Origin of the sequence: Citrobacter rodentium NBRC 105723 = DSM 16636 (assembly GCF_021278985.1) — a bacterium.
Lineage (GTDB): Bacteria > Pseudomonadota > Gammaproteobacteria > Enterobacterales > Enterobacteriaceae > Citrobacter_A > Citrobacter_A rodentium.
Window position 1 is genome coordinate 2,056,208 of sequence record NZ_CP082833.1, and the last position, 19,646, is coordinate 2,075,853.

At 46.5% G+C, this 19,646-nt stretch carries 15 protein-coding genes and 7 pseudogenes; 16 read left to right on the plus strand and 6 right to left on the minus strand.

Annotated elements, in window-relative coordinates; all coding sequences use genetic code 11:
- Positions 1-20: 20 nt before the first annotated feature.
- From traD to K7R23_RS09720, 4 genes and pseudogenes are all read left to right on the plus strand, one after another.
- Positions 21-1,600: pseudogene (gene traD / locus K7R23_RS09705) on the plus strand (type IV conjugative transfer system coupling protein TraD); the annotation flags it as partial.
- Complete coding sequence (locus K7R23_RS09710) at positions 1,563-1,829, plus strand: hypothetical protein (RefSeq protein WP_042623192.1); 267 nt, start codon at positions 1,563-1,565, stop codon at positions 1,827-1,829. The pseudogene traD and the gene K7R23_RS09710, both read left to right, overlap by 38 nt.
- Positions 1,829-2,509 (plus strand): annotated as a pseudogene (locus K7R23_RS09715) (TIGR03747 family integrating conjugative element membrane protein). The gene K7R23_RS09710 and the pseudogene K7R23_RS09715 overlap by 1 nt, the downstream one beginning before the upstream one ends.
- Before the next feature lie 91 nt (positions 2,510-2,600).
- Positions 2,601-3,362 carry a hypothetical protein gene (locus K7R23_RS09720; RefSeq protein WP_012907431.1) on the plus strand — a complete coding sequence of 254 codons (762 nt, stop codon included), beginning with the start codon at positions 2,601-2,603 and terminating at the stop codon, positions 3,360-3,362.
- Between the two features lie 62 nt (positions 3,363-3,424).
- Here the strand turns inward: K7R23_RS09720 and K7R23_RS09725 are convergent, their stop codons facing one another.
- The gene (locus tag K7R23_RS09725) at positions 3,425-4,111 is read right to left on the minus strand and encodes a RipA family octameric membrane protein (protein WP_012907430.1); all 687 of its coding nucleotides are present in this window, start codon (positions 4,109-4,111) and stop codon (positions 3,425-3,427) included.
- Between the two features lie 279 nt (positions 4,112-4,390).
- Here K7R23_RS09725 and K7R23_RS09730 point away from each other — a divergent pair, with 279 nt between their 5' ends.
- The 7 genes and pseudogenes from K7R23_RS09730 to K7R23_RS09760 form a co-directional block, all read left to right on the plus strand.
- Positions 4,391-4,669: an integrative conjugative element protein, RAQPRD family gene (locus tag K7R23_RS09730; RefSeq protein ID WP_042623193.1), complete on the plus strand. Its 279-nt coding sequence runs from the start codon at positions 4,391-4,393 to the stop codon at positions 4,667-4,669.
- Positions 4,666-4,899, plus strand: a complete 234-nt coding sequence (locus K7R23_RS09735; RefSeq protein WP_012907427.1) for a TIGR03758 family integrating conjugative element protein — start codon at positions 4,666-4,668, stop codon at positions 4,897-4,899. The genes K7R23_RS09730 and K7R23_RS09735 overlap by 4 nt, the downstream gene beginning before the upstream one ends.
- Before the next feature lie 17 nt (positions 4,900-4,916).
- Positions 4,917-5,243 carry a TIGR03745 family integrating conjugative element membrane protein gene (locus tag K7R23_RS09740; protein WP_012907426.1) on the plus strand — a complete coding sequence of 109 codons (327 nt, stop codon included), beginning with the start codon at positions 4,917-4,919 and terminating at the stop codon, positions 5,241-5,243.
- A 3-nt stretch (positions 5,244-5,246) separates the two neighbouring features.
- Complete coding sequence (locus K7R23_RS09745; protein ID WP_012907425.1) at positions 5,247-5,600, plus strand: TIGR03750 family conjugal transfer protein; 354 nt, start codon at positions 5,247-5,249, stop codon at positions 5,598-5,600.
- A pseudogene (locus K7R23_RS09750) lies at positions 5,597-6,255 on the plus strand (PFL_4703 family integrating conjugative element protein). Before K7R23_RS09745 ends, K7R23_RS09750 begins: the two are co-directional and overlap by 4 nt.
- Complete coding sequence (locus K7R23_RS09755) at positions 6,252-7,040, plus strand: TIGR03749 family integrating conjugative element protein (protein WP_012907424.1); 789 nt, start codon at positions 6,252-6,254, stop codon at positions 7,038-7,040. Before K7R23_RS09750 ends, K7R23_RS09755 begins: the two are co-directional and overlap by 4 nt.
- 282 nt (positions 7,041-7,322) lie before the next feature.
- Positions 7,323-8,087: pseudogene (locus tag K7R23_RS09760) on the plus strand (TIGR03752 family integrating conjugative element protein); the annotation flags it as partial.
- Here the strand turns inward: K7R23_RS09760 and K7R23_RS09765 are convergent.
- Positions 8,076-8,426, minus strand: a pseudogene (locus K7R23_RS09765) (sulfatase-like hydrolase/transferase); the annotation flags it as partial. The pseudogenes K7R23_RS09760 and K7R23_RS09765 sit on opposite strands and share 12 nt — an antisense overlap.
- 133 nt (positions 8,427-8,559) lie before the next feature.
- Between K7R23_RS09765 and K7R23_RS09770 the strand changes: the two are divergent.
- From K7R23_RS09770 to K7R23_RS09790, 5 genes and pseudogenes are all read left to right on the plus strand, one after another.
- Positions 8,560-8,760 (plus strand): annotated as a pseudogene (locus K7R23_RS09770) (TraU family protein); the annotation flags it as partial.
- 2 nt (positions 8,761-8,762) lie between these two features.
- Positions 8,763-10,129: pseudogene (locus K7R23_RS09775) on the plus strand (integrating conjugative element protein).
- Positions 10,126-10,383: a hypothetical protein gene (locus tag K7R23_RS09780; protein WP_012907423.1), complete on the plus strand. Its 258-nt coding sequence runs from the start codon at positions 10,126-10,128 to the stop codon at positions 10,381-10,383. The pseudogene K7R23_RS09775 and the gene K7R23_RS09780 overlap by 4 nt, the downstream one beginning before the upstream one ends.
- On the plus strand, positions 10,380-11,858 hold the full coding sequence (locus K7R23_RS09785) for a conjugal transfer protein TraG N-terminal domain-containing protein (RefSeq protein ID WP_012907422.1): 1,479 nt from the start codon (positions 10,380-10,382) through the stop codon (positions 11,856-11,858). The genes K7R23_RS09780 and K7R23_RS09785 overlap by 4 nt, the downstream gene beginning before the upstream one ends.
- Before the next feature lie 91 nt (positions 11,859-11,949).
- Positions 11,950-13,752 (plus strand): DUF4209 domain-containing protein, encoded by a 1,803-nt coding sequence (locus tag K7R23_RS09790; protein WP_012907421.1) that lies wholly within the window; start codon positions 11,950-11,952, stop codon positions 13,750-13,752.
- Between the two features lie 172 nt (positions 13,753-13,924).
- Here the strand turns inward: K7R23_RS09790 and K7R23_RS09795 are convergent, their stop codons facing one another.
- The 4 genes from K7R23_RS09795 to K7R23_RS09810 are packed head-to-tail and all read right to left on the minus strand — an operon-like array spanning position 13,925 to position 19,620.
- Entirely contained in the window at positions 13,925-15,427 is a 1,503-nt protein-coding gene (locus K7R23_RS09795; RefSeq protein WP_012907420.1) for a class I SAM-dependent DNA methyltransferase, read from the minus strand.
- Positions 15,427-16,350 (minus strand): HNH endonuclease family protein, encoded by a 924-nt coding sequence (locus K7R23_RS09800; RefSeq protein WP_052420732.1) that lies wholly within the window; start codon positions 16,348-16,350, stop codon positions 15,427-15,429. Before K7R23_RS09800 ends, K7R23_RS09795 begins: the two co-directional genes overlap by 1 nt.
- A 2-nt stretch (positions 16,351-16,352) precedes the next feature.
- Entirely contained in the window at positions 16,353-17,999 is a 1,647-nt protein-coding gene (locus K7R23_RS09805) for an AAA family ATPase (RefSeq protein WP_012907419.1), read from the minus strand.
- A 4-nt stretch (positions 18,000-18,003) separates the two neighbouring features.
- Entirely contained in the window at positions 18,004-19,620 is a 1,617-nt protein-coding gene (locus K7R23_RS09810) for a restriction endonuclease subunit S (RefSeq protein WP_012907418.1), read from the minus strand.
- Positions 19,621-19,646: the final 26 nt, after the last annotated feature.

A 19,646-nucleotide genomic window follows, 5' to 3' on the forward strand; every position in this document is an offset into this window, starting at 1 on the left:
GCCCGGCGGTGGAGCTTTACAGCGCCAGCGGCGGCGATCCGCTGCTGCACGGCGTGGAGTTGCGCGAAGGCCGCGTCACGTTGCCGCCGCGCGACCGACCGGAGCATACGCTGGTCCTCGGCACTACCCGCGTCGGCAAAACCCGGCTGGCAGAACTGCTGATTGCTCAGGATATCCACCTGTTTTTGACCCCAAGGGTGACGCAGACCTGCTGCGTCGCGTCTGGGCAGAAGCGCACCGAGCCGGGCGAGAAAATGTCTTCTGGCTGTTCCATCTTGGCTGGCCGGAGATCTCCGCCCGCTACAACGCTGTCGGGCGCTTTGGCCGCATCTCGGGAGTGGCCAGCCGTATCGCCGGGCAGCTTTCCACGGAGGGCAACTCCGCTGCCTTCCGCGAGTTCGCATGGCGCTTCGTCAACATCATCACCCGCGCCCTGGTTGCGCTGGACCAGCGACCGGTCTACGCCCGCATCGCCCGTCACATTATCAATATCGACGAACTGTTTATCGACTACACCCGCGCCTTTCTGCCCGGTCACGACCGCCAGGCATGGGACAACGTGGTGCGGATTGCCGGTGGCATCACCGAGAAAAACACGCCGCGTAACCTTCAGGGACGGGACAGCTACGTCGTCGCGCTGGAGCAGTACCTTTCCACTACCCGCCTGCATGACCCGATCCTCGACGGCCTGCGTTCTGCCGTGCGCTACGACAAAACCTATTTCGATAAGATCGTCGCCTCGCTGCTGCCGCTGCTGGAAAAACTGACCACCGGGAAAATCGCCCAACTGCTGGCCCTGGACTACGGCAATCTCAACGACCCGCGCCCGGTGTTCGACTGGCTGCAGGCGATTCGCCAACGGGCGATTGTGTATGTTGGGCTGGATGCGCTATCCGATGCTGAGATCGCCGCCGCCGTCGGCAACTCGATGTTTGCCGATCTGGTTAGCGTCGCCGGGCATATCTACAAGCACGGCGTGATGGATGGCCTGCCACAAACGGAAGAAAAATCGGCAATCAACCTGCACTGCGATGAGTTCAGCGAACTGATGGGCGATGAATTTATTCCGCTGATCAACAAAGGCGGTGGTGCGGGCGTGCAGGTCACGGCTTACACCCAGACGCTCTCCGATATCGAAGCCCGCATCGGCGACCGCGCCAAAGCGGGCCAGATGGTCGGCAACTTCAACAGCCTGATCATGATGCGAGTGCGGGAGACCGCTACCGCCGAACTGCTGACCAGACAACTGCCACAGGTAGACGTGCTCAGCAACAGTGTCAGTTCCGGCGTCACCGACAGCGCCGACGCTCAGGGCGGCATTAGTTTTTCCAGCAACACCCAGGATCGCGTGAGCAGCGTACAAGTGGCGCTACTGGAACCCGCCTCACTGGTGCAACTTCCCAAAGGTCAAGCGTTCGCTCTGCTGGAAGGCAGCCAGCTCTGGAAGTTACGCATCCCGTTACCGGATACCGCGCACGATCCGCTGATGCCGGAAAACATCGCGCAAATCGCCCGCTATATGGAAAAACAGTACGACAGCGAAACCACGGAGAAACTGACCGATGACACCCCGGACACATCGCCATCTCGTAAGCGTTGAAGTTATATGGCCCGCGCAAACCTTGCCACTTCCCCTGCAACAGGCGGTAGGTGCGTTGACGCAGGGAGAAATGCCCGACCAGATTATCGCTCGCATGAATTTGCAGGGCTTTCAGGCATGGCGTGAAGCTACATCACCGCAGGGCGAACACGACATTTTTCAGATACGGCTGGATGAGGCGCACGAGGCACGATTCCTCTGCCGCTACATTACGTTGCCACTGCACTGATGCCCGAACATGCGCCACACCCTGTGCGCCACCCCGGATTGCTCGGCTGGCTCGTATTATTACCCGGCGTGCTGGTTGGCTTTTGCCTCGGCGCATGGATGCTGGCGATAGCGCTGGAGTGGCTGGGTGATGCATTTTTCTGGCGGAACTCCTGCGCCAGCCATAGTGAACAGGTATTGAAGGCAACATGGCAGTGATGGCGGGGTTCCGCTAGCGCACCAGTGTGGTTAGTAGAAGATCTGGCGCTTGTCAGCGATACGCTGCAGCAAGGGATTGCGGCGCTGGTTCATTCGTTCAACGGGCAAAATGGGTTGTTCTGGACGGAAACCGTCACTTCGATGATCCGCTGTGCGTTACTGTCTGCGGGTAACGTCACCCTCACCTTTCTGCTGCGGCTGGCGATTCTGTTGCAGGCGCTGCCACTGTTTGCTCTGACTATCATCATCGGGCTGATTGACGGGTTAGTAAGACGCGACTTACGGCGGTTCGGCGCAGGCCATGAGTCCGGGTTTGTTTATCACCATGCAAGGCGTATGATTTCATCCTGCTTGATAGCGACGGGACTGGTGTGGCTGACGGTACCGGTTTTTCTTGAGCCGGGGGTTGTGTTAGTGCTGGGAGCAATGATAACTGGAATTGGCATATCTGTGGCTGTCGGCACATTCAAAAAATATTTATAATATTTCATAACCATGTGGCTATGTATAACACGTCACAACTTATTCATGGTATAAATAAAGCTCAATCGATACGTAAAAAGAGTGCTATATAGTGAAGGCTATAGTTTACTTATCTGTCGCAGTATCAATAATTTGGTCTTATATTGCATTTCCATTTAATCTAACATCGCCAATTGCTATGCTCATAAGCCTCTATAAATATCAATTACCATCGGCAACATGGATAGTTGCATTTGTTTATTTGTTAGATTTTATTATGGCAACCCTAAAGAAGAGCTCCCCTTATATGATAGAGTTCTATAGAGGTGTAAGAATAGAATTTATTAGTTTGGTGTCTCTATTTGTTTTTACCCTATTATTATACAATTTATCCTCCATGCAATTTACAAATACAGCTATTGATATTAGCATGGCTGGGTTCGGTTTTTTAGTATTTGGAAATATAGGTACCTTTCGTTTGTTTACCTATAAAGTTGGCAGCAGATCATACCCTAAAAAAGTAGCGTTCTTTTTTTCACTTTTTAGCGTATCAACTTCTTTTTATTTTCTTTATCTAACATTCAAAGTTGCAGATGGTGAATATAACATAGTGCAATCACTTTGGGTTCAGATAACAGTTCTTTCTTATTCTATTACATTATATTTCTTTGCAAAACAGTTATGCTTTTTTATGGATAAGGGGCGTGTAGAGGCATCACCTATCTTACTAAGCATATTGAAAAAAGTAAGGAATAATAATAACCTTTATGAGCAAATGGCATCTGACACTACGCTCTTTAATCAAGAATTGATTAAAGAGCGTTCTATACATAGTCGAGCATTGCGTCGAAGACATAAACCGAAGAAGAAATAATTTTTATATTTTCCACAATAACCACGAGATATTACTTATAATGGTAATATCTCTTCTTGATATCATGGAACTATACGAGAATACCTTTCAACTAATGATGATAAATGCTCCCCCGAATGCGTCTTTCCTTTCCAATACATAAGAATCATTGCAATAAAAGAAAGCACTATAAAACCCATGGCCACATATGATTTTGGAATGGGCATGATGTTTTTCAACTCAATAAAAACACTCGATGATGCTATCATTATTAGAAAAAACCAGATGAAGCATATATATATAGCAACCCATTGATTTATTTTAGAAACAGATAATTTACTGGGGCCAGTAAAAAAATGATCAATTTTATTATTCTTTTTATTGCTAACTTTAGGCCTTTCTAATATTGTCTTATAAAGAGGCCCTGTGATTTTATCCTCCATGTGATCAAGATGATTTTCCCAATTTTCTTGCCAATATTTGCTACCGCGATTCACCAAATACCATGAAAATGTGAAGACCAATCCCATATTAGAAAGCAACAATAAAAAGAGATCTTTATAAGGAAAAGAACTTGAGGCAGATAAAGCGAAAAAACCAGTAAATGTTACAGCTATAATAGTCCAGAAGTAAGCTGCTCTTTTCCAATACATATCGATTTCAAATTTTCGTATATCGGCAACTTGAGAAAACGCTCGAATATGTTTATCTGTAGGCCTAATCGTGAATTTAGTTATACCAAAGTATTTATTATATTTATCCGTAGACATACTTATAACCCTCCTTAAAATACATTGAAAAACAATAGGGAATTTGCATACGTTGCAAAATTTTATCTTTATCCATATAAATGATACATGCGTAGCGAATAATATGAAGCATAACAATAGAAAAAGATAACTTACCACAATCAGTTAAAAACATAACACGTGGATAAACATTTTCCTACAGTTCTTGCAGTAATGCTTCCCTACTATTGTTCAAAATAGGTTATCGGGATAATGTATCATGAAACCCTGTTATACGTTTTTCATACTTTTCATAACTCTATGCCATACGAGAGGTATTTTCGCAGCCCCCTCACCAAGCGCGAAGAGCTAACCCTGTCCCTCAACCAGCTTACCCAAATTGAAGCCTCACTTAACCGCGCTCAGCAAAGCGCCAGAACCGGTATCAACGAACGCTACTACTTCGACTACCCACATATCCACGACGATATCACTACTCTGCGTAACGGGATTGAACATTACCTCACACCTGCCCGCGCCCAGCCGCGAGATACAGCAACGCTAGTCGGGCAATACCGTGAGGAGAAAACCACGCCATGACCCCCGAACAAATCAGCGCTTTCCAGGCCGCCAGTCTGATAAAGCCCGATGCCGTCAGCCTGGTGATGCTCGGCCTGTTCAGCGCCTTTCTGCTGTTGTGGGTGGTCTGGGTGCTGAATGACGCCTACCGTGGCGTGGCAACCGCGCGGCTAAGCTGGCGAGCGCTGGGCAGCATCAGCGGGCGAACCATCTTACTGCTACTGGTCAGCTTCTGGCTGGTACTGAGTTAGCAGCTTCAGGAGGCATTATGAAAAAATGGCTATTCAGAGTGCTGCTGTGGCTCCCGGCCCTGCCCGTCCGGGCCGATCTGCCAGAGATGGAAGATCCCTCACGCGGTCAGGGCGACGGCATCATGGAAACCTTGCAGAACTATGGTTATGACATCGTGATCCTGATGACGCTGGGCGTCTGCGCCGTGGGTTTTCTGGTGGTCGCCAATAACTGCATCGCCACCTACTCCGAAATTCAGGGCGGGCGTAAGCAGTGGAAGGACTTGGGGGCAATGGCGGGTGTCGGCGCGGTTCTGCTGATGATCACCATCTGGTTACTCAACCAGGCTTCGGACATCCTGTAAGCCATGAGCACCATTCCCTTGCTCCCGGAACGGCTGAACCGCGAGCCTGCGGTGTTTCGCGGTCTGACGGTCAGCGAGCTGCTGATAGCGCTGCTGTTCGGACTGACTACCGGCGCAATCACTGGAACCATTCCAGCAGTTCTATGGCGAAACTGGAGCCTTATACCCGGCAGCGCCCTGCCCGGCGCTACGCTGGCGATCCTCTGCGGTGGACGCTGGCTGGCACGGCTGAAGCGCGGGCGCCCGGAGAGCTGGCTGTACCGGGCGCTGAAGCTGAAACTGGCCCGCTTCGGCATTGGCACTCAGCGTTTTGTTCTGCACGATGGCGTCTGGGCCATTCGCCGGAGCCGACGATAAGCACCTTTAAGCACGCGCTGGCCGCGCGGGATGGGCATATCCGCACCCTGCATATTGCGCTGGTCGCGTTATTCCTGCTGGCATCAGGCATGGGATTCGGCTGGTATAGCGCCCCACGCCAGCTTACGGTGTACCTGCCGCCGGATCTCCGCGCGGCCAGTCAGCGTCCGTGGTGGGAAGTGCCGCCTGCCACAGTGTACGCCTTTGCGTTTTCAGTGTTTCAGTGTTTCAGTGTTTCAGTGTTTCAGTGTTTCAGCAGATTAACCGCTGGCCGACCAACGGCGAGGCCAATTATCCCCGTAACCTCAGCGCCCTACGGGCCTATCTTACCCCCGGCTGCTACAGCCAGATTGACCGTGAATTTCACCAGTGCCTGCAAAACGGCGAGCTGCGCGACCGGGTACGCGGCGTATATGAAATCCCCGGTCGGGGATTCAGTGATAAGCAGGTGCAGATCCTCGACCGCGACAACTGGATTGTGACGCTGGATCTGACCGTCGATGAGTATTTCCACTCCGAACCCGTCAAGCGGGCGATGGTCCGTTACCCCATCAAAGTACTGCGCTACAACATCGACCAACAGAAAAACCCGTGGGGGCTGGCGCTGGGCTGTTTCTCATCGCCGCCGCAGAAGCTGGAGACGGCTAAACCATGAATACACGCCCGCTGCTGATCCTGCTGGTTGCCCTGCCCCTGCACGCCGTCGAATTGATGAAGTGGGAACGTATCCCGCTGCCGGTGGCGCTGAACATCGGGCAAGAACGGATCGTCTTTGTCGATCGTAATGTCCGGGTGGGCTATCTCGCCGCGCTCGAAGGCAAGCTGCGCATTCAGAGCAGCAACGGCACGCTGTACCTGCTCGCCAGCCAGCCGTTTGCCGCCACCCGACTACAGCTTCAGGACACAGAGAACGGTGAGCTGATTTTGCTGGATGTCTCTGCCAGCAAGGGCGAGCACATCCGGGAGCCGATGCGCATTGTCCGCGAAGAGAAAAAAACGACTGACGCAAAGCCCGATGCAGTTCCAGACCCCTTACCCTCCACGCCGCTGCCGGTCGCGCTCACCCGCTATGCCGCGCAGATGCTGTATGCCCCGCTACGCACCGTGGAGCCTTTGCCGGGCGTTCAGCCCGAAGGCGTGCGGCTGGCAAAAACCATCACCACTCTGCTGCCCGCGTTACCCGTCAACGCCATACCGATCGGCGGCTGGCGGCTGGATCCTTACCACCTGGCGGCGATCCGGCTTCAGAATAAAAGCGCCACCCGGATGGAACTCGATCCGCGCCAGCTTCATGGGTGGTTTTACGCCTCCTCCTTTCAGCATCGCTGGCTGGGGCCTGCGGGCAGCGCCGAAGACACCACCGTGCTCTATCTCATCACCCGCAATCATCGTCCTGAACAGGCGATCCTGCCAGAGCCTGCGCCGGAGAAGAAAAAATGAAGCTTCAGGCTAATATCCTGCTGCGGATCCTGACACCACTTATCCTGCTGGCGGGCAGCGTTCTGCTGTTTCATGCCTGTCAGGACCGCAAAACCACACCGGCAAAATCCTCAACGCCTGCAACGCCCCTCTGTCAGGACGAGCTGAAGGCTCTGGGGATTGAGGGCGATACGCCCGCCGATACCGTCGCCACGCTGGTCGGCCAGATGAAGCTCTGGCGTAAGGAACTGGAGACGGTGAAAGCCAGCAACGCCGCACTGGTGCAGGAAAATCAGCGCCTGCATGAACGCGAGCAGAATACCGACAGTCGTATCAACGAGGCCATTAACCGCCAGCAAACCAGCGCTTCAGAACAGCAAAACGAATTGCTCAGCTCGCTACAGACGCAGATCCAGCAGCTTAAAGGCAACAGAACAACGGATGACTCACTGGCCGGGGCTGGGCATTGATGAAACTGAAGTGGCCTCCAGCGAGCCAATGCGCTGGATAGCCCCCGCCGATGCCCTGCCGACGGATAAGAACGGTCGTCCACTGCAGCCTGCGCTGGCCTTTCCTTCTGCGATGCAGAGCCCTACACCACAACCTGAAACTCCACCGCCCGCCGCCGTCAAACCGGTCTACACTCTGCCGCAGAACAGCACGTTAATCGGTTCGGTGGCGATGACCGCACTGCTGGGACGCATTCCGCTTAATGGCAGCGTCACCGATCCTTACCCATTCAAGGTGCTGATTGGCCGCGATAACCTCACCGCCAACGGCATCGAGTTGCCCGACATTGAAGGCGCGGTGATCTCCGGCAGTGCCACCGGCGACTGGACGCTCTCCTGCGTGCGCGGCAGCTTAACATCAATCACCTTTGTCTTCCGCGACGGCACGATACGCACGCTACCCGCCGAAGGCGATAAAACCGGGAGCGGCACGGAGGGCAATATCGGCTGGCTGTCCGACCCTCACGGCCTGCCCTGCATCCCCGACGAACGTAAATCCAACGCCGCCGAATATATTGGCTCGCAGTTTCTGCTGGCTGGATCGTCCGCCGCCGCGCAGTTCTTCCGGCACCGGTTTTTCATCCAGATCCGCCAGGTGCCACTTCCCGATATAGGCAGTGTCATATCCCGCCTGAATGAACAGTTTCGCCAGCGTCACCTCATCCTGTCGCATGGCGATATTATTGCGATAACAGCCGTTCTGCGTCGGGTAACGTCCGGTTTGCAGACAGGAACGCGCCGGGCCGCAGACCGGCTGGACGGTAAAGGCGTTTTCGAACTTCACGCCCTCGCGGGCAAGCTGGTCCAGCACCGGGGTGGTACTGACGGCAGGGTTGTAGCAGCCCACCGTATCCCAGCGCTGTTGATCGGTGAAAAAGACCAGAATATTCGGTTGCATAATGTTCTCTCCATTAGAGTGTGACGGGTGCGCAGGCGTCCGCCGTTTTCTGGCGTGGGGTCACCGTTAGCAAGAAAGCGGACAACAGAGTGAATACGGCGGTAATACTGCCGAGGATCAGATAGGTGCTATGGAAGGCGACAGCAGTAACCACCAATGGCAAATGCTGGTTCCCAAAAAATCCGCCTCCTGCGCCATCTTCCCGGATGGCTCCTCCACCGATTCTTACGCCGATAAACTGGCGGAGGATGGTGCATATGTCTGGACGCTGTGGCGGCCCTATAAATGCTGCCCGCATCGTGGGCAGACCTTTCTTGGCAGCAGCGGAGGTTAACTATGCGCTCAGCCTGGTGTCTTCTATTCGTCGCCTTTCTCGCCCCGGCAGACGACAAATATCAATACAAACAACAGGGGGCGATCAGCGACTGGATGTATTATCGCATCGGCGGCGGTGCGGCCATCTCTCCACCGCCAACACGGCGCAACACCTTCCCGCTGACGGCAGGCGTAAGCTGGAACAGCGACATGATGTGCGGCAATTTCGATATCGATACCACGGTGCGTAATCAGCTCAACGGTGTAACGGACGGCTTCCAGCAACTGATGGGCGAGGTTGTCGAAAGCGCGACCAGTGCGGTCGCCAGCCTGCCCGCAATGGTGATCCAACGTGCTAATCCCCAGCTCTACGATCTGCTGACCAACGGCGTGCTTCAGGGACGGCTCGACTTCGATAAATCACTATTAAGTTGCCAGAAGATGGCTGGCAAGATGACGGATTACGCGCTCGGCCCAGCCTGGACGCAAAGCGCCCAGGCTGAGAACTATCAGGGGATTGCGGCCAGCGAAAAAGACGCCGTTCGCGCCGAACAAAGAGCTGCCGAAGAGGCGGCAGAGAAAGGCAAACGCTGGGTTGATGGTGAACATCGCGGCGGCAAAGGCCAGCCGCCCATCAAACTGATACGCGATACGACGGTTGCAGGCTACAACATTCTCAATAATCGCAGCGCAACCAGTACCAGTTCGGTATCCAGCAACGACTGTCAGGGGGAACTTTGCCAGGTATGGAGCAAACCCGACGACGTCGCGCAATGGCTCACACGGGTGGTTGGCGAACAGACCATTAACGTCGCCCCGGATAACGATCAATCCGACGACACTGACCAGCAAAGCGGCGCACAATCCGGTGTCGGGCTGACGCCGCTGATTCAGGAAGAGTAGGATAAGATCCAGCCGCTGATTATCGATATGGTGAACGCAGCCAGCCTGTTAACGATGACACGCTGGCGCAGGCCAGCGGCGGCGAACTGCATCTAACGCGCGGCGTGATTGAGGCGCTGCGCGACGATCCTGATGCAGCGGTACTTATCCAGCGGCTCTCCGGCGAACTGGCGCTCTCCCGTGTGATGGAACAGGCGCTGATGGCCCGGCGCACGCTGCTGGCAGGAATGCGCAAACCCAATATCTCCGGTGAAAAAGAAGCACAAACCGCATTGACCCAAACCATCGCCCAGCTCGACCAGGAACTGTCACAGCTTAAGCTGGAACTGGATATGCGCCAGGCGCTGGCAGATAACGCGGCGCTCACCATCCTTGAACGCCAGACGATGCGCGCGAAGACTAAAGGCCAGGCTGTCGGCGTAGAAGACGACACCGACAAACGGGTGGACGATCTCAGCAAATCCACGGGCGGGGATACACAATGAAATGGCTGATACTGTCCAGCTTCCTGCTTCTGGTCTGCATGGCAGTGATGTTTTATCTGGCTGCTGACAATACACCGCAGATTAACCGTAGTGACCTGCTGCCCTGGCGCATAACGCTGTACGCTGCGATTTCCGGTGTGGGCTGGCATCTGTATGACCGCTTGCCGCCACATCGTCCGGCAATTCGCCATATCGCGCTGATATTTATCATACTGATTGTACTCAACGAAATCGTGCCAGAGGTATTCCGGTGACGACCAACAGCTATCTGGAATACTTTCTGACGCTGCTCGGCTGGATGGTCAATAACGGGTTGTGGAACGCGATAAGCGCCACCGGATTATTCGCCCTGCCGCTGCTGATTAAGCTGCTGGCGCTATGGTTACAGGCCAGAAGTCAGGGGGCGGATGAGGGCAATAAAGCCGCCCTGTCTTTGGTATGGACCGAGCACCTGATGTACACCTCATTGCTGGTGATTATGTTCACCTGCGTGCCGATATTGAACATCGACCTCGATACCATCAAATATGACACCACGCGCTCAAAGCAGTGCGGTATGTCGGTGCCACAGCCCGCCGATACCGGCTATCAACCGATTATAAACTCGCTGGGCGGTAAAACCGCCGCCGTCCCGATCTGGTGGTACTTTATTCATGTAATTAGCAAAGGTATCACCAGCGCAACGGTTGCTACCCTGCCCTGCCAGCCTGACCTGCGTCAGATCCGCTTTGAGGTGCAGTACACCCGAATCAAGGATCCGGCGCTGGCTCAGGAGTTACTTGATTTTGTTGAAGAGTGTTATGCCCCTTCCCACGCCCGTTTGAAATTCCACGCCGGAGAGCTGGACGATGACACCAGTGACGATACGGCTTGGCTGGGATCAGCGTACTTTCTCAACACGGCGGGTTACTACGATACCGACCATGCGCTTTCACCGCACAGTGCGTGGCCATACAGCACATCACGCGATGCCAGGCTGGCCGATATAGGTGCAGGCGGTTATCCCACCTGTAAACAGTGGTGGGCCGACGATACGGTTGGGCTGAAGGCCCGACTTCTGCAACTCCCGGCTCCGGATATCTGGACAGCGTTTAAAAAGATCGGCCAGTCCCAGGCAGTATACGAAGAGGCCGTGCTGCGCTCGCTGGTCAGTGAACGAAAGATGCAGGTATCACAGAACGGGCGCGTTTACCCCGGCTATGGTGGCAATGTCGATGGCACCGTCGCCAATGCCGCCACCCGGCTGGCATCCAACGCCGGAAATATCCTCGGTAGCATAGCGGCGTTCACGGCATTCGACAGCGTGCGCCAGGCTCTGCCGATGGTACAGGCGCTGCTGCAAATGGCGCTGGTGATCTGTATTCCGCTGATAACGCTCTGTTCGGCATGGGACGTGAAAGTGGTGATGACGCTGACGTTTGTCCAGTTCGCCCTAGTCTTCCTCACCTTCTGGTGGGAACTGGCGCGGTGGCTCGATAGCTGGCTGCTGGATGTGCTCAACAACAGCAATACCCACAGTAGCTGGAATCTGGCCGGGATCCAGAATACGCAGGATGACGTGATTATCAATCTGGTGATGGGGTCGATGTTTCTAGTGCTGCCGACGTTCTGGTTGGGGGCGATGACGTGGGCTGGAGTGAGGGTTGGCGTGGCGGTGAATGGGGCGCTGGCGGGTGGGGTTAAAGTAGCGCAGGATAGCGGGGGGAAGGCTGGGGGGCGGTTGTTGTAACAAAATAAATAATGCAACATTTCCCTAAAACAGCAGGCACAAAGTGAGTTACAACTACCCCATTGCTAATTAATAAATAAGATTTAATGACATGACTTTTACTTCAGACCTTTTCCTCGCTAGCAGATGGCGAGACGCAGCCTCAAGTACCACACATGGTTATCATTCATTAAAATGTAACTTTCAGGAACTGGCGGAGGCTTATCATAGGGAAACATCAGAAGTACTTTCGAATATGATGAATTTTTTCGCAAGTCTCTGTTCTATGGCACTTACACCTGAAAGCCCCAACGAACCTTATAGACCGTTTATAACTTCTTCAAATAGTAGAAGTATGATTCCAGACGATCTTACCATAGAGGATCTTATATTTATAGAATCTATTTTGGGTCATATTGACATTCCATTACTTAAAGCACGTTTAGCAGATTTATTATGGCTGCGTAAACGTCCGAAAAGTGTTGAACATGCCAGAATTGTTATTTCATCATACTTAGCACTTCCAATAACTAGTGAGCAATGGACGAAAGGTGGGCAGCTATGTTGGGAAAGAGCCATAGTACTTAGTTTTCAAATAAAAAACTTCACATCAATTGAAATAATAAGACAGCGCTTCATAGAAGCATTGACATTGAGCTATGAAGATTTTCCATTAATGCGATACCGCATAGGTGAATCAATAAATAGAACGAATTTATTCGGAAATGATACGAGTACAATTGCTCAAACTCTTTTTGAAATAGGGGATGACATCACCGTACCAGATACTATATCATTAGCCTTTCATATCAAGCGATCATATTTTAAAGTATCAGAGAGGTTATTTAGAAAAGCAAAGGAGCACAACCGAGCTATCGACTGTCAGGTAAGAATCGCTGAAGTATTTGTAAATGAAGCTGAGCAGCGACTTTCTGATGAAAATCCAAATCCCGGTGTTGCGAACAGCTTTTATGAAGACGCTTTGCAAGCCTATCGCAAAGTTCCACAAGCCTATAGATCTGAATATAATGTAGAGCGTAAGTTAGAAGAAATCGAACAAGCCATTCTCAGAACAGGTGCCGAGGCGCTTGAGAATATGTATGAGATTCGAACAGATGGCATTGATTTATCTACCCAAGCTGAGCAGGCTATTGCTCATGTTACAAACAAACATCCACTGGGGATGGCGATTTTATATTTTACTGGTTTTATTACAGAAAGTTATTCGGCATTAAGAGAACAGGCTATTGCCAGTTTATCTGAACCAAGTTTTCTAAATACTATTGGAAGGACCATAATATCACAAGATGGACGCACGATCGCCAGAACTCCGAGTGTATCAAGTAATAATAGTGCATCAGATGATGAATCAATCATCTTTAGTAAAATCATGGAGATATTTAACTTCAATCTGAGCATTATTGTTAATGGAACTATTATTCCGGCTCTCGATCAAATTATAATAGAACACCGTATAACTAAAGATGGCATGGAAGCATTGTGCTTTTATTCATCAATAATACCACGAAACTATAACAGATCTGTTGCCAACGCATTATGGTATGGTTTTGAACGTGACTTTCGAACGGCTATATATCTATTATGTCCACAAATTGAGAATATTATACGTCAAAAATTAAAAAGTGCGGGAGTAAACACAACCATTACAGATGAAAATGGAATTACTCAGGAAGTCGGCCTGGGAAAATTACTTAATTTTAATTCAGCTACAGATTTATTTGGGGAGAGTTTTGTTTTCGAGTTGAAGGCTATTTTCACTGAAGCACTTGGTCCTAATCTGAGGAATAATACTGCTCACGGCTTACTGGATGATGATAGCTCCAATTCTGAGCCTTGCGTTTATGCTTGGTGGTTATTTTTAAAATTTATATTTAAATCGACATTGATACACTAAATGCCGTAAGGTTATATAACAAGAATAATCAACTCAATATAGCTTAGTGTATAAAAGGAAAATTAGAGCTACCGATTACTAACCTAGAATATCACTTCTATAAAATCGGTAGCACATTCGCTCACATAGTGAAATATAATTATCTTATTAACTTTATCATATTTCGGATTTATTACTCATCATTTCTTTTTTGACTGTTAGACAGAAGCGCTTCAACTTCTCTAAAGTCATCCAATGCGGACGAAAGTAACTCAATGATAGAATCAACCAGCACTGGAGACGATTCAATATTTTCACTCTGGTTAAAAACATCTTCCTTTAGCCATTGAATGTCTAAATTAGCTTTGTCACGCAAAAGAATTTCTTCATAAGAAAAAGCCCTCCATCGACCATTAGGAGTGCTATATTTAGTTACATCTGTACTCCACGTACTTTTTCTAGACTCGATGTTTTCTTTTTTATAAAGTGCTATAAATTCATTAAAATCGCTTCGTATTAATTTATTATGTTTGAACGTTTTATGAATGCTTGTTCTCAAGTCATAGAACCAAACCTTTTCAGTTCTTGGCCTTTTTTTATCAATACAATTATCAAAGAATAATACATTTGCTTTTACACCTTGGGCGTAAAAAATTCCTGTCGGAAGGCGTAAAACAGTATGTAGATTATATTCATCTAATAATTTTCTTCTTATTTTCTCTCCAGCTCCGCTGTCAAAAAGAATATTATCAGGGAAAACTACAGCGGCTTTCCCATCTTTTTTAAGCATGTTACAAATATGTTGTAAAAAATTAAGTTGTTTATTAGTTGTCTCTACCCAAAAGTCATCTCGGATATATTTATTGTCAATTTTTGATTTATCGATATTAATTGTAAATGTACTTTTTCGACCAAATGGTGGGTTTGCTAGAACAATATCTACTTTCTTAGATGGTTTAGATTCGAGTGCGTCTGAAACTGAAATTGGATTCGAATAGATGCCAATTTCATGTAAGTAAAGATTCATCGCACATAAACGTGCAACAGAACTAGAGATTTCATTTCCACTGAAAGTGCTGTTTCTTAAAAAAGAATGTTTATCCACCTCATTTTTATCGATTTTATTAAAGATATAGTCATGTGCTACAGTTAAAAACCCACCGGTTCCACATGCAGGATCTGCAATAGTTTGCATAGGCTCAGGATCAACAGCTTCAACAATTGCTTCAATCAACGCTCTAGGGGTAAAGTATTGCCCAGCCCCTTTTTTTTCGGTGTCAGCGCTTTTTTGCAAAATGCCTTCGTAAATTGCACCTTTAACATCGAAATTAGAACTTAACCAAACCTCTTCATTAATCATTAATATTAATTTTTTTAACTTGCCTGCATCCTGTATTTTATTTTGTGCACCATAGAATATGGTTTCTAATAACCCTTCACTCTCCCCAAGTTGACTGATTATTTTTGAGTATTTCGTTAGCAGTGACTCACCTGAAAGTTTAAGAAGTTCATCCCAAGCATCAGAAACAATATTACCTTTTAATTTTCCCAAGCTTACTCGCTCAGCGTTCATCTTCAAAAATATAAGAAATGTAAGTTGTTCAACATAATCGCCATTACTTATACCATCATCACGAAGAATGTTCGCATACCCCCATACTCGGTTAACTATATCTGTGACACTAAAATTTGACATTAACCGCCCCTATCAAGCATATCTTTCACCCAAACATGAGTGTTATAAAATTCTCTAAGGTAGATTCTAGCTGCTGAATTGAAGGAAGTCGAGGGGCACGATACTCTGATCATCTTATGAAGCTGCGTTTTCAGATCCTTGATAGTATCTCTATTTTCTTCTAAGTTTTGAGTAATAAGGTTATTTATATTCGTAACAAGTGATCTTACATTTTGCCGAATCGTTTTTCTCGCCCTTTTTGTAGGCATATGATTTAAATGATAAATGTCAACACTAGTTTTTACTCTTTGATATTGAAAGGAATCTTTATCTTCAACGTTAGGGCATGCTTCTCCATTTATATTAAAAGTTAATAAATTAACATCATCTACATCAGTTGGATCAAGTAAAACAGGATTTTCTAGATAGAAATCATCCTTACATTTATTCCATCTCTCAGGAGGTAACAACGGAAAATGGTCCTGTTTGCCACCCGCTGTTTCAACGTCAACTCTTCTAGAATTACAGTACGTGCATGAGTATCTAAAATTAGACCACTCGAAAGCGAGCCACCAATATCCTGGATGATCAGGACATTCAGCAACTTTCCCTTTCGGTCTGAAATGATCGACAGGATTATCGGATCGTAACTCACTCGTCTCGCAGTACCAGCACTTTCCAAAAGAAATTTCTGAAAGAATATGAGCTGCCCCTCCCCATATATCACTTTTATTATTTATAGCTGTTTTTCTAGCCTTAGTAATACCTAAAACTAGTTCATGCTCTAATTTTTCATTACTCCACCCCTCTTCTATAGCTTTAGTCCTTAAAGCATTTTCTACTTCCGTAACTTTATCATTAACGTAGTTCCAAGCAGATTCAACCTTCTCTTGCCAATTATCTGGCAATCTAATTTCGACATCACTTTTATCTATAAAATGCATGATTATTTACCTTCCTCACGTTTCAATTCAGAAAGAATCTCATCACTCATTTTAGACAGTTCATCTCTCTCCTGATCTGTAATAATAGTACATTTAAATTTATCAATATTATCATGCCTTGTCCAAGCCTTCACGAATTCGGAAAAATATGGATCTGAATATGCCTCCAAGAAACCAAGCATGTCTAACTCATTCTGCAATTGACTAAATCTTATTTCTTCATCATCAGTCCTATTTTCTTTAGCTAGTAAAACAGCATGCTCATCCAAAATATCTAATGTTTTTGGATCCAAATCAGAACGAAGGCCAAACATGTCACTTGTTAGCACTCCTGAAAAACCCATACCTTTTGGACCATACAGAGGGGAATGGGCAAAAACTTCGAGTGTATTGTCGTCTCGCTTCATGATCTGGATTTGTTCTTTTTTCAATGTTGATATTACTACAGGATCATGTGTCGCCAAAACAATATGGCTATTTTCTACTTTTGTCTCTTTGGCGCCTTTCTCCACATTAGCATTTGCACATAGATTAAAGCCAGCAACATCTTCAAGATAATTTATATATTCCATACTCCAAGCCGGGTTTAAATGAGTATCTGGCTCATCTAGTAAGAAAAGAGATTCGTCATCTCTAGTGAACCTGAGTAATCCTAATACGGTTATAAGTTGCTGTTCTCCTTCACTTAACTCTCTAAATGTTAGCAACTCATTTGTGCCATTTTTATTGTTAACTCTTACTCTGATTTGAACTTCATGAATTAGGCTTGAAAAATATATACTTTCTAAAAGTTTAAAAAAATCTTTATCTGATGTATGGTTACCTACTTTTTTTAACGCCTCAAGATCTTTTAGAAAGAGAAATAACGCATCAATGGTTTCGCCATTCTTTTTTAAAGGATGTGGAAGCGTAAATTTTATATCCATTGGTGCCAAAGATGCTTCAAATAATCTATCCAAGAAGGGCTGAACCACTCCTTTTGCATTCCAAAATCTTGAATCACCATTTTTACTTTTCCAATCAGGTTTACTGATTACGAACATCACTGATTCAAGTCCATCTATAAATAGCTTTTCTTTAAGAAATTTCTTTATTTTTTGATCTTCGCTTAAGAAAAAAGCCAATAGAACAAAATTGCTATGAACTTTTTGTGCATAAAATAGAGGACGCAACGGTAAAGTCTTTTCGTTTAGATTGTACTTTTCTGGATAAATCAGTTGTTCTCTAAATTTACGTTGATGCTCATAAAAATGGCTTGCTAACCTGTCACTAGGACCAGAATAATAACCGAATACATTTGTAGGCAAATAGGTTCTATTTTGATCGTTAAAAAAATCTTTATTGTTAACATTTCTCATATCTTCAGGGCGTCCCACTGGGTGAACTCTGATGTTATATCTTTCTTTTTTATCGTGATGAGCTTCGATAAAGATTTTATTCCCTCTGCATATATAAGCTAACTTATAAGAAAACATTGGGTTTTTATGAAGATCCAGATCTCTAAATATAATTACTAACGCCTCAATTACATTAGATTTACCAGCTCCATTCCACCCTATGATAACTGTAACCAACTCGCCTTCATCAAAGTCTATGTTAATATTTTTTAGGTTTTTAAATTCACTAATCCATAGATTATCTAGCTTCATGTAATCAACCTCTAAATGTTATTACATCTTCAATTTTCGTATTACCATCTCTAATTTCTTCAATGGCAATATCTTTATTATTGCTCAATTCTTTCAACTCAAGATAAAATGCCTCTACAGTTTCAGATGATATTTCATTGTTGTATTTAGAATTAGCAAACAACTCTTTCACAGTGAGCGTTTTCCCTGCATCCTTCAATATATCAAGAAGACTACGGTCATTATTCATCTTTCCCGCCCTTGGTTTCTTGGACCTGTTTTTCTTTTTTGCAACAAGCATCTTTTCTTTTTTTAATTTGATATCAGTAATGTAATCCTCAAGCTCATCACCTACTACCTCCATCTCTTTAAATCCAATAGAAAATGCATCTTTAACTATTTCTTTTTTTGTTAACTCACTCTTTTCTAACAGATTACGCAATTGAACCTGTTGTGCCTCAAGGTTATACTTTATATTTTCAAGTTCGTTTACAATAACCAATTGTTCTTCTATAGAACAAATTGGAATTATTAAAGAACGAATCTCTTCAGCATTTATGTTATTAACACCGCTGCTTGATTTTGCTATACGTTCAATTTGCTTTCTTAATAAAGGTGATTCAAGAGCGTATTTTAAATATGAAGGGTTAACAAGTTCTAAATTTATACGCAGCCTCAGCAAATAGCCAGCAAAAAGGTAACCAGTATCTTTACTTTTTACTCGAGCGCAAGCACCAACTAAATTAAGACTTCCGTTCGATCTTATAATTAGAATGTCATCTTCTTTTAAGGAATATTTATCCTTTTCTTTTTCCGTGAAATTAGCGAACTTTAAATCATTATCACAGATCTCACCATTAACAATATTAGGAATTCTTATAACTCCAGTTTCCTGTGGTTCATAAGTACATTTTTTTGAGGTTCCATAGCTAATACTTTCGATGACACTTGATAGTTTTACATATCGCCAATCACTTGGAAGAACAGGAAGAGTTTCTTCTAATTGGTTATTTATAGAAATTATATCTACTGGAAGTGGTTTACCCTGGCTGTTACTATCTCGCCAATTTTTCGTTAACTTTCCAGATAATGCTTCCGTGATTCTTAATGACCATAATATAGATATCTGGGCAAGTGCCTTTTCTGTCTTAGTAAAACCATCATCAATCAGGTTATATAGTTGATCAATTTTACTATATAAAATTTCCTGATTAGAAACAGATGTAATTGGAAAATCAATCTCTCCTAAATATACAGGATCAATATGAGGAATACCCATGCCCCTTGTATTATTATTCAACTCATCGAATTTGGAAAGAAGAAAATAATAAATATACTGAGGTAGAATGAATGGTATAGAAATAGCTACGAGCGTAGACCCTAAAGCGCCATAGATCCCCATTCCAACCAATCCACTACGGGAACCATCCCATACCATCAACACATCAGTTTCGTTGCACAGCACAGCGTTCTCAGGTGAACAATAACTAGTTATCTCATTGTTTTCAAAGGCTTTGATATCGATATATGGTATTTCTCTAACTGATGATCTATCCCCAACATTAGCCGGTTTTCTGCCTTTGGTTGTAATTAGTAATTCTGACAATTTGACCGTTCGGAAGAAGTCATTTTTCGTTGCCATGTAGCAACCCCTTGAAAATATTGAAC

What these genes read in the sequence shown, in the direction of transcription:
- K7R23_RS09710 (WP_042623192.1), top strand. Translation starts at nt 1,563, where the DNA reads ATGACACCCCGGACACATCGCCATCTCGTAAGCGTTGAAGTTATATGG.
- K7R23_RS09725 (WP_012907430.1), bottom strand. Translation starts at nt 4,111, where the DNA reads ATGTCTACGGATAAATATAATAAATACTTTGGTATAACTAAATTCACG.
- K7R23_RS09730 (WP_042623193.1), top strand. Translation starts at nt 4,391, where the DNA reads ATGCCATACGAGAGGTATTTTCGCAGCCCCCTCACCAAGCGCGAAGAG.
- K7R23_RS09735 (WP_012907427.1), top strand. Translation starts at nt 4,666, where the DNA reads ATGACCCCCGAACAAATCAGCGCTTTCCAGGCCGCCAGTCTGATAAAG.
- K7R23_RS09740 (WP_012907426.1), top strand. Translation starts at nt 4,917, where the DNA reads ATGAAAAAATGGCTATTCAGAGTGCTGCTGTGGCTCCCGGCCCTGCCC.
- K7R23_RS09745 (WP_012907425.1), top strand. Translation starts at nt 5,247, where the DNA reads ATGAGCACCATTCCCTTGCTCCCGGAACGGCTGAACCGCGAGCCTGCG.
- K7R23_RS09755 (WP_012907424.1), top strand. Translation starts at nt 6,252, where the DNA reads ATGAATACACGCCCGCTGCTGATCCTGCTGGTTGCCCTGCCCCTGCAC.
- K7R23_RS09780 (WP_012907423.1), top strand. Translation starts at nt 10,126, where the DNA reads ATGAAATGGCTGATACTGTCCAGCTTCCTGCTTCTGGTCTGCATGGCA.
- K7R23_RS09790 (WP_012907421.1), top strand. Translation starts at nt 11,950, where the DNA reads ATGACTTTTACTTCAGACCTTTTCCTCGCTAGCAGATGGCGAGACGCA.
- K7R23_RS09795 (WP_012907420.1), bottom strand. Translation starts at nt 15,427, where the DNA reads ATGTCAAATTTTAGTGTCACAGATATAGTTAACCGAGTATGGGGGTAT.
- K7R23_RS09800 (WP_052420732.1), bottom strand. Translation starts at nt 16,350, where the DNA reads ATGCATTTTATAGATAAAAGTGATGTCGAAATTAGATTGCCAGATAAT.
- K7R23_RS09805 (WP_012907419.1), bottom strand. Translation starts at nt 17,999, where the DNA reads ATGAAGCTAGATAATCTATGGATTAGTGAATTTAAAAACCTAAAAAAT.
- K7R23_RS09810 (WP_012907418.1), bottom strand. Translation starts at nt 19,620, where the DNA reads ATGGCAACGAAAAATGACTTCTTCCGAACGGTCAAATTGTCAGAATTA.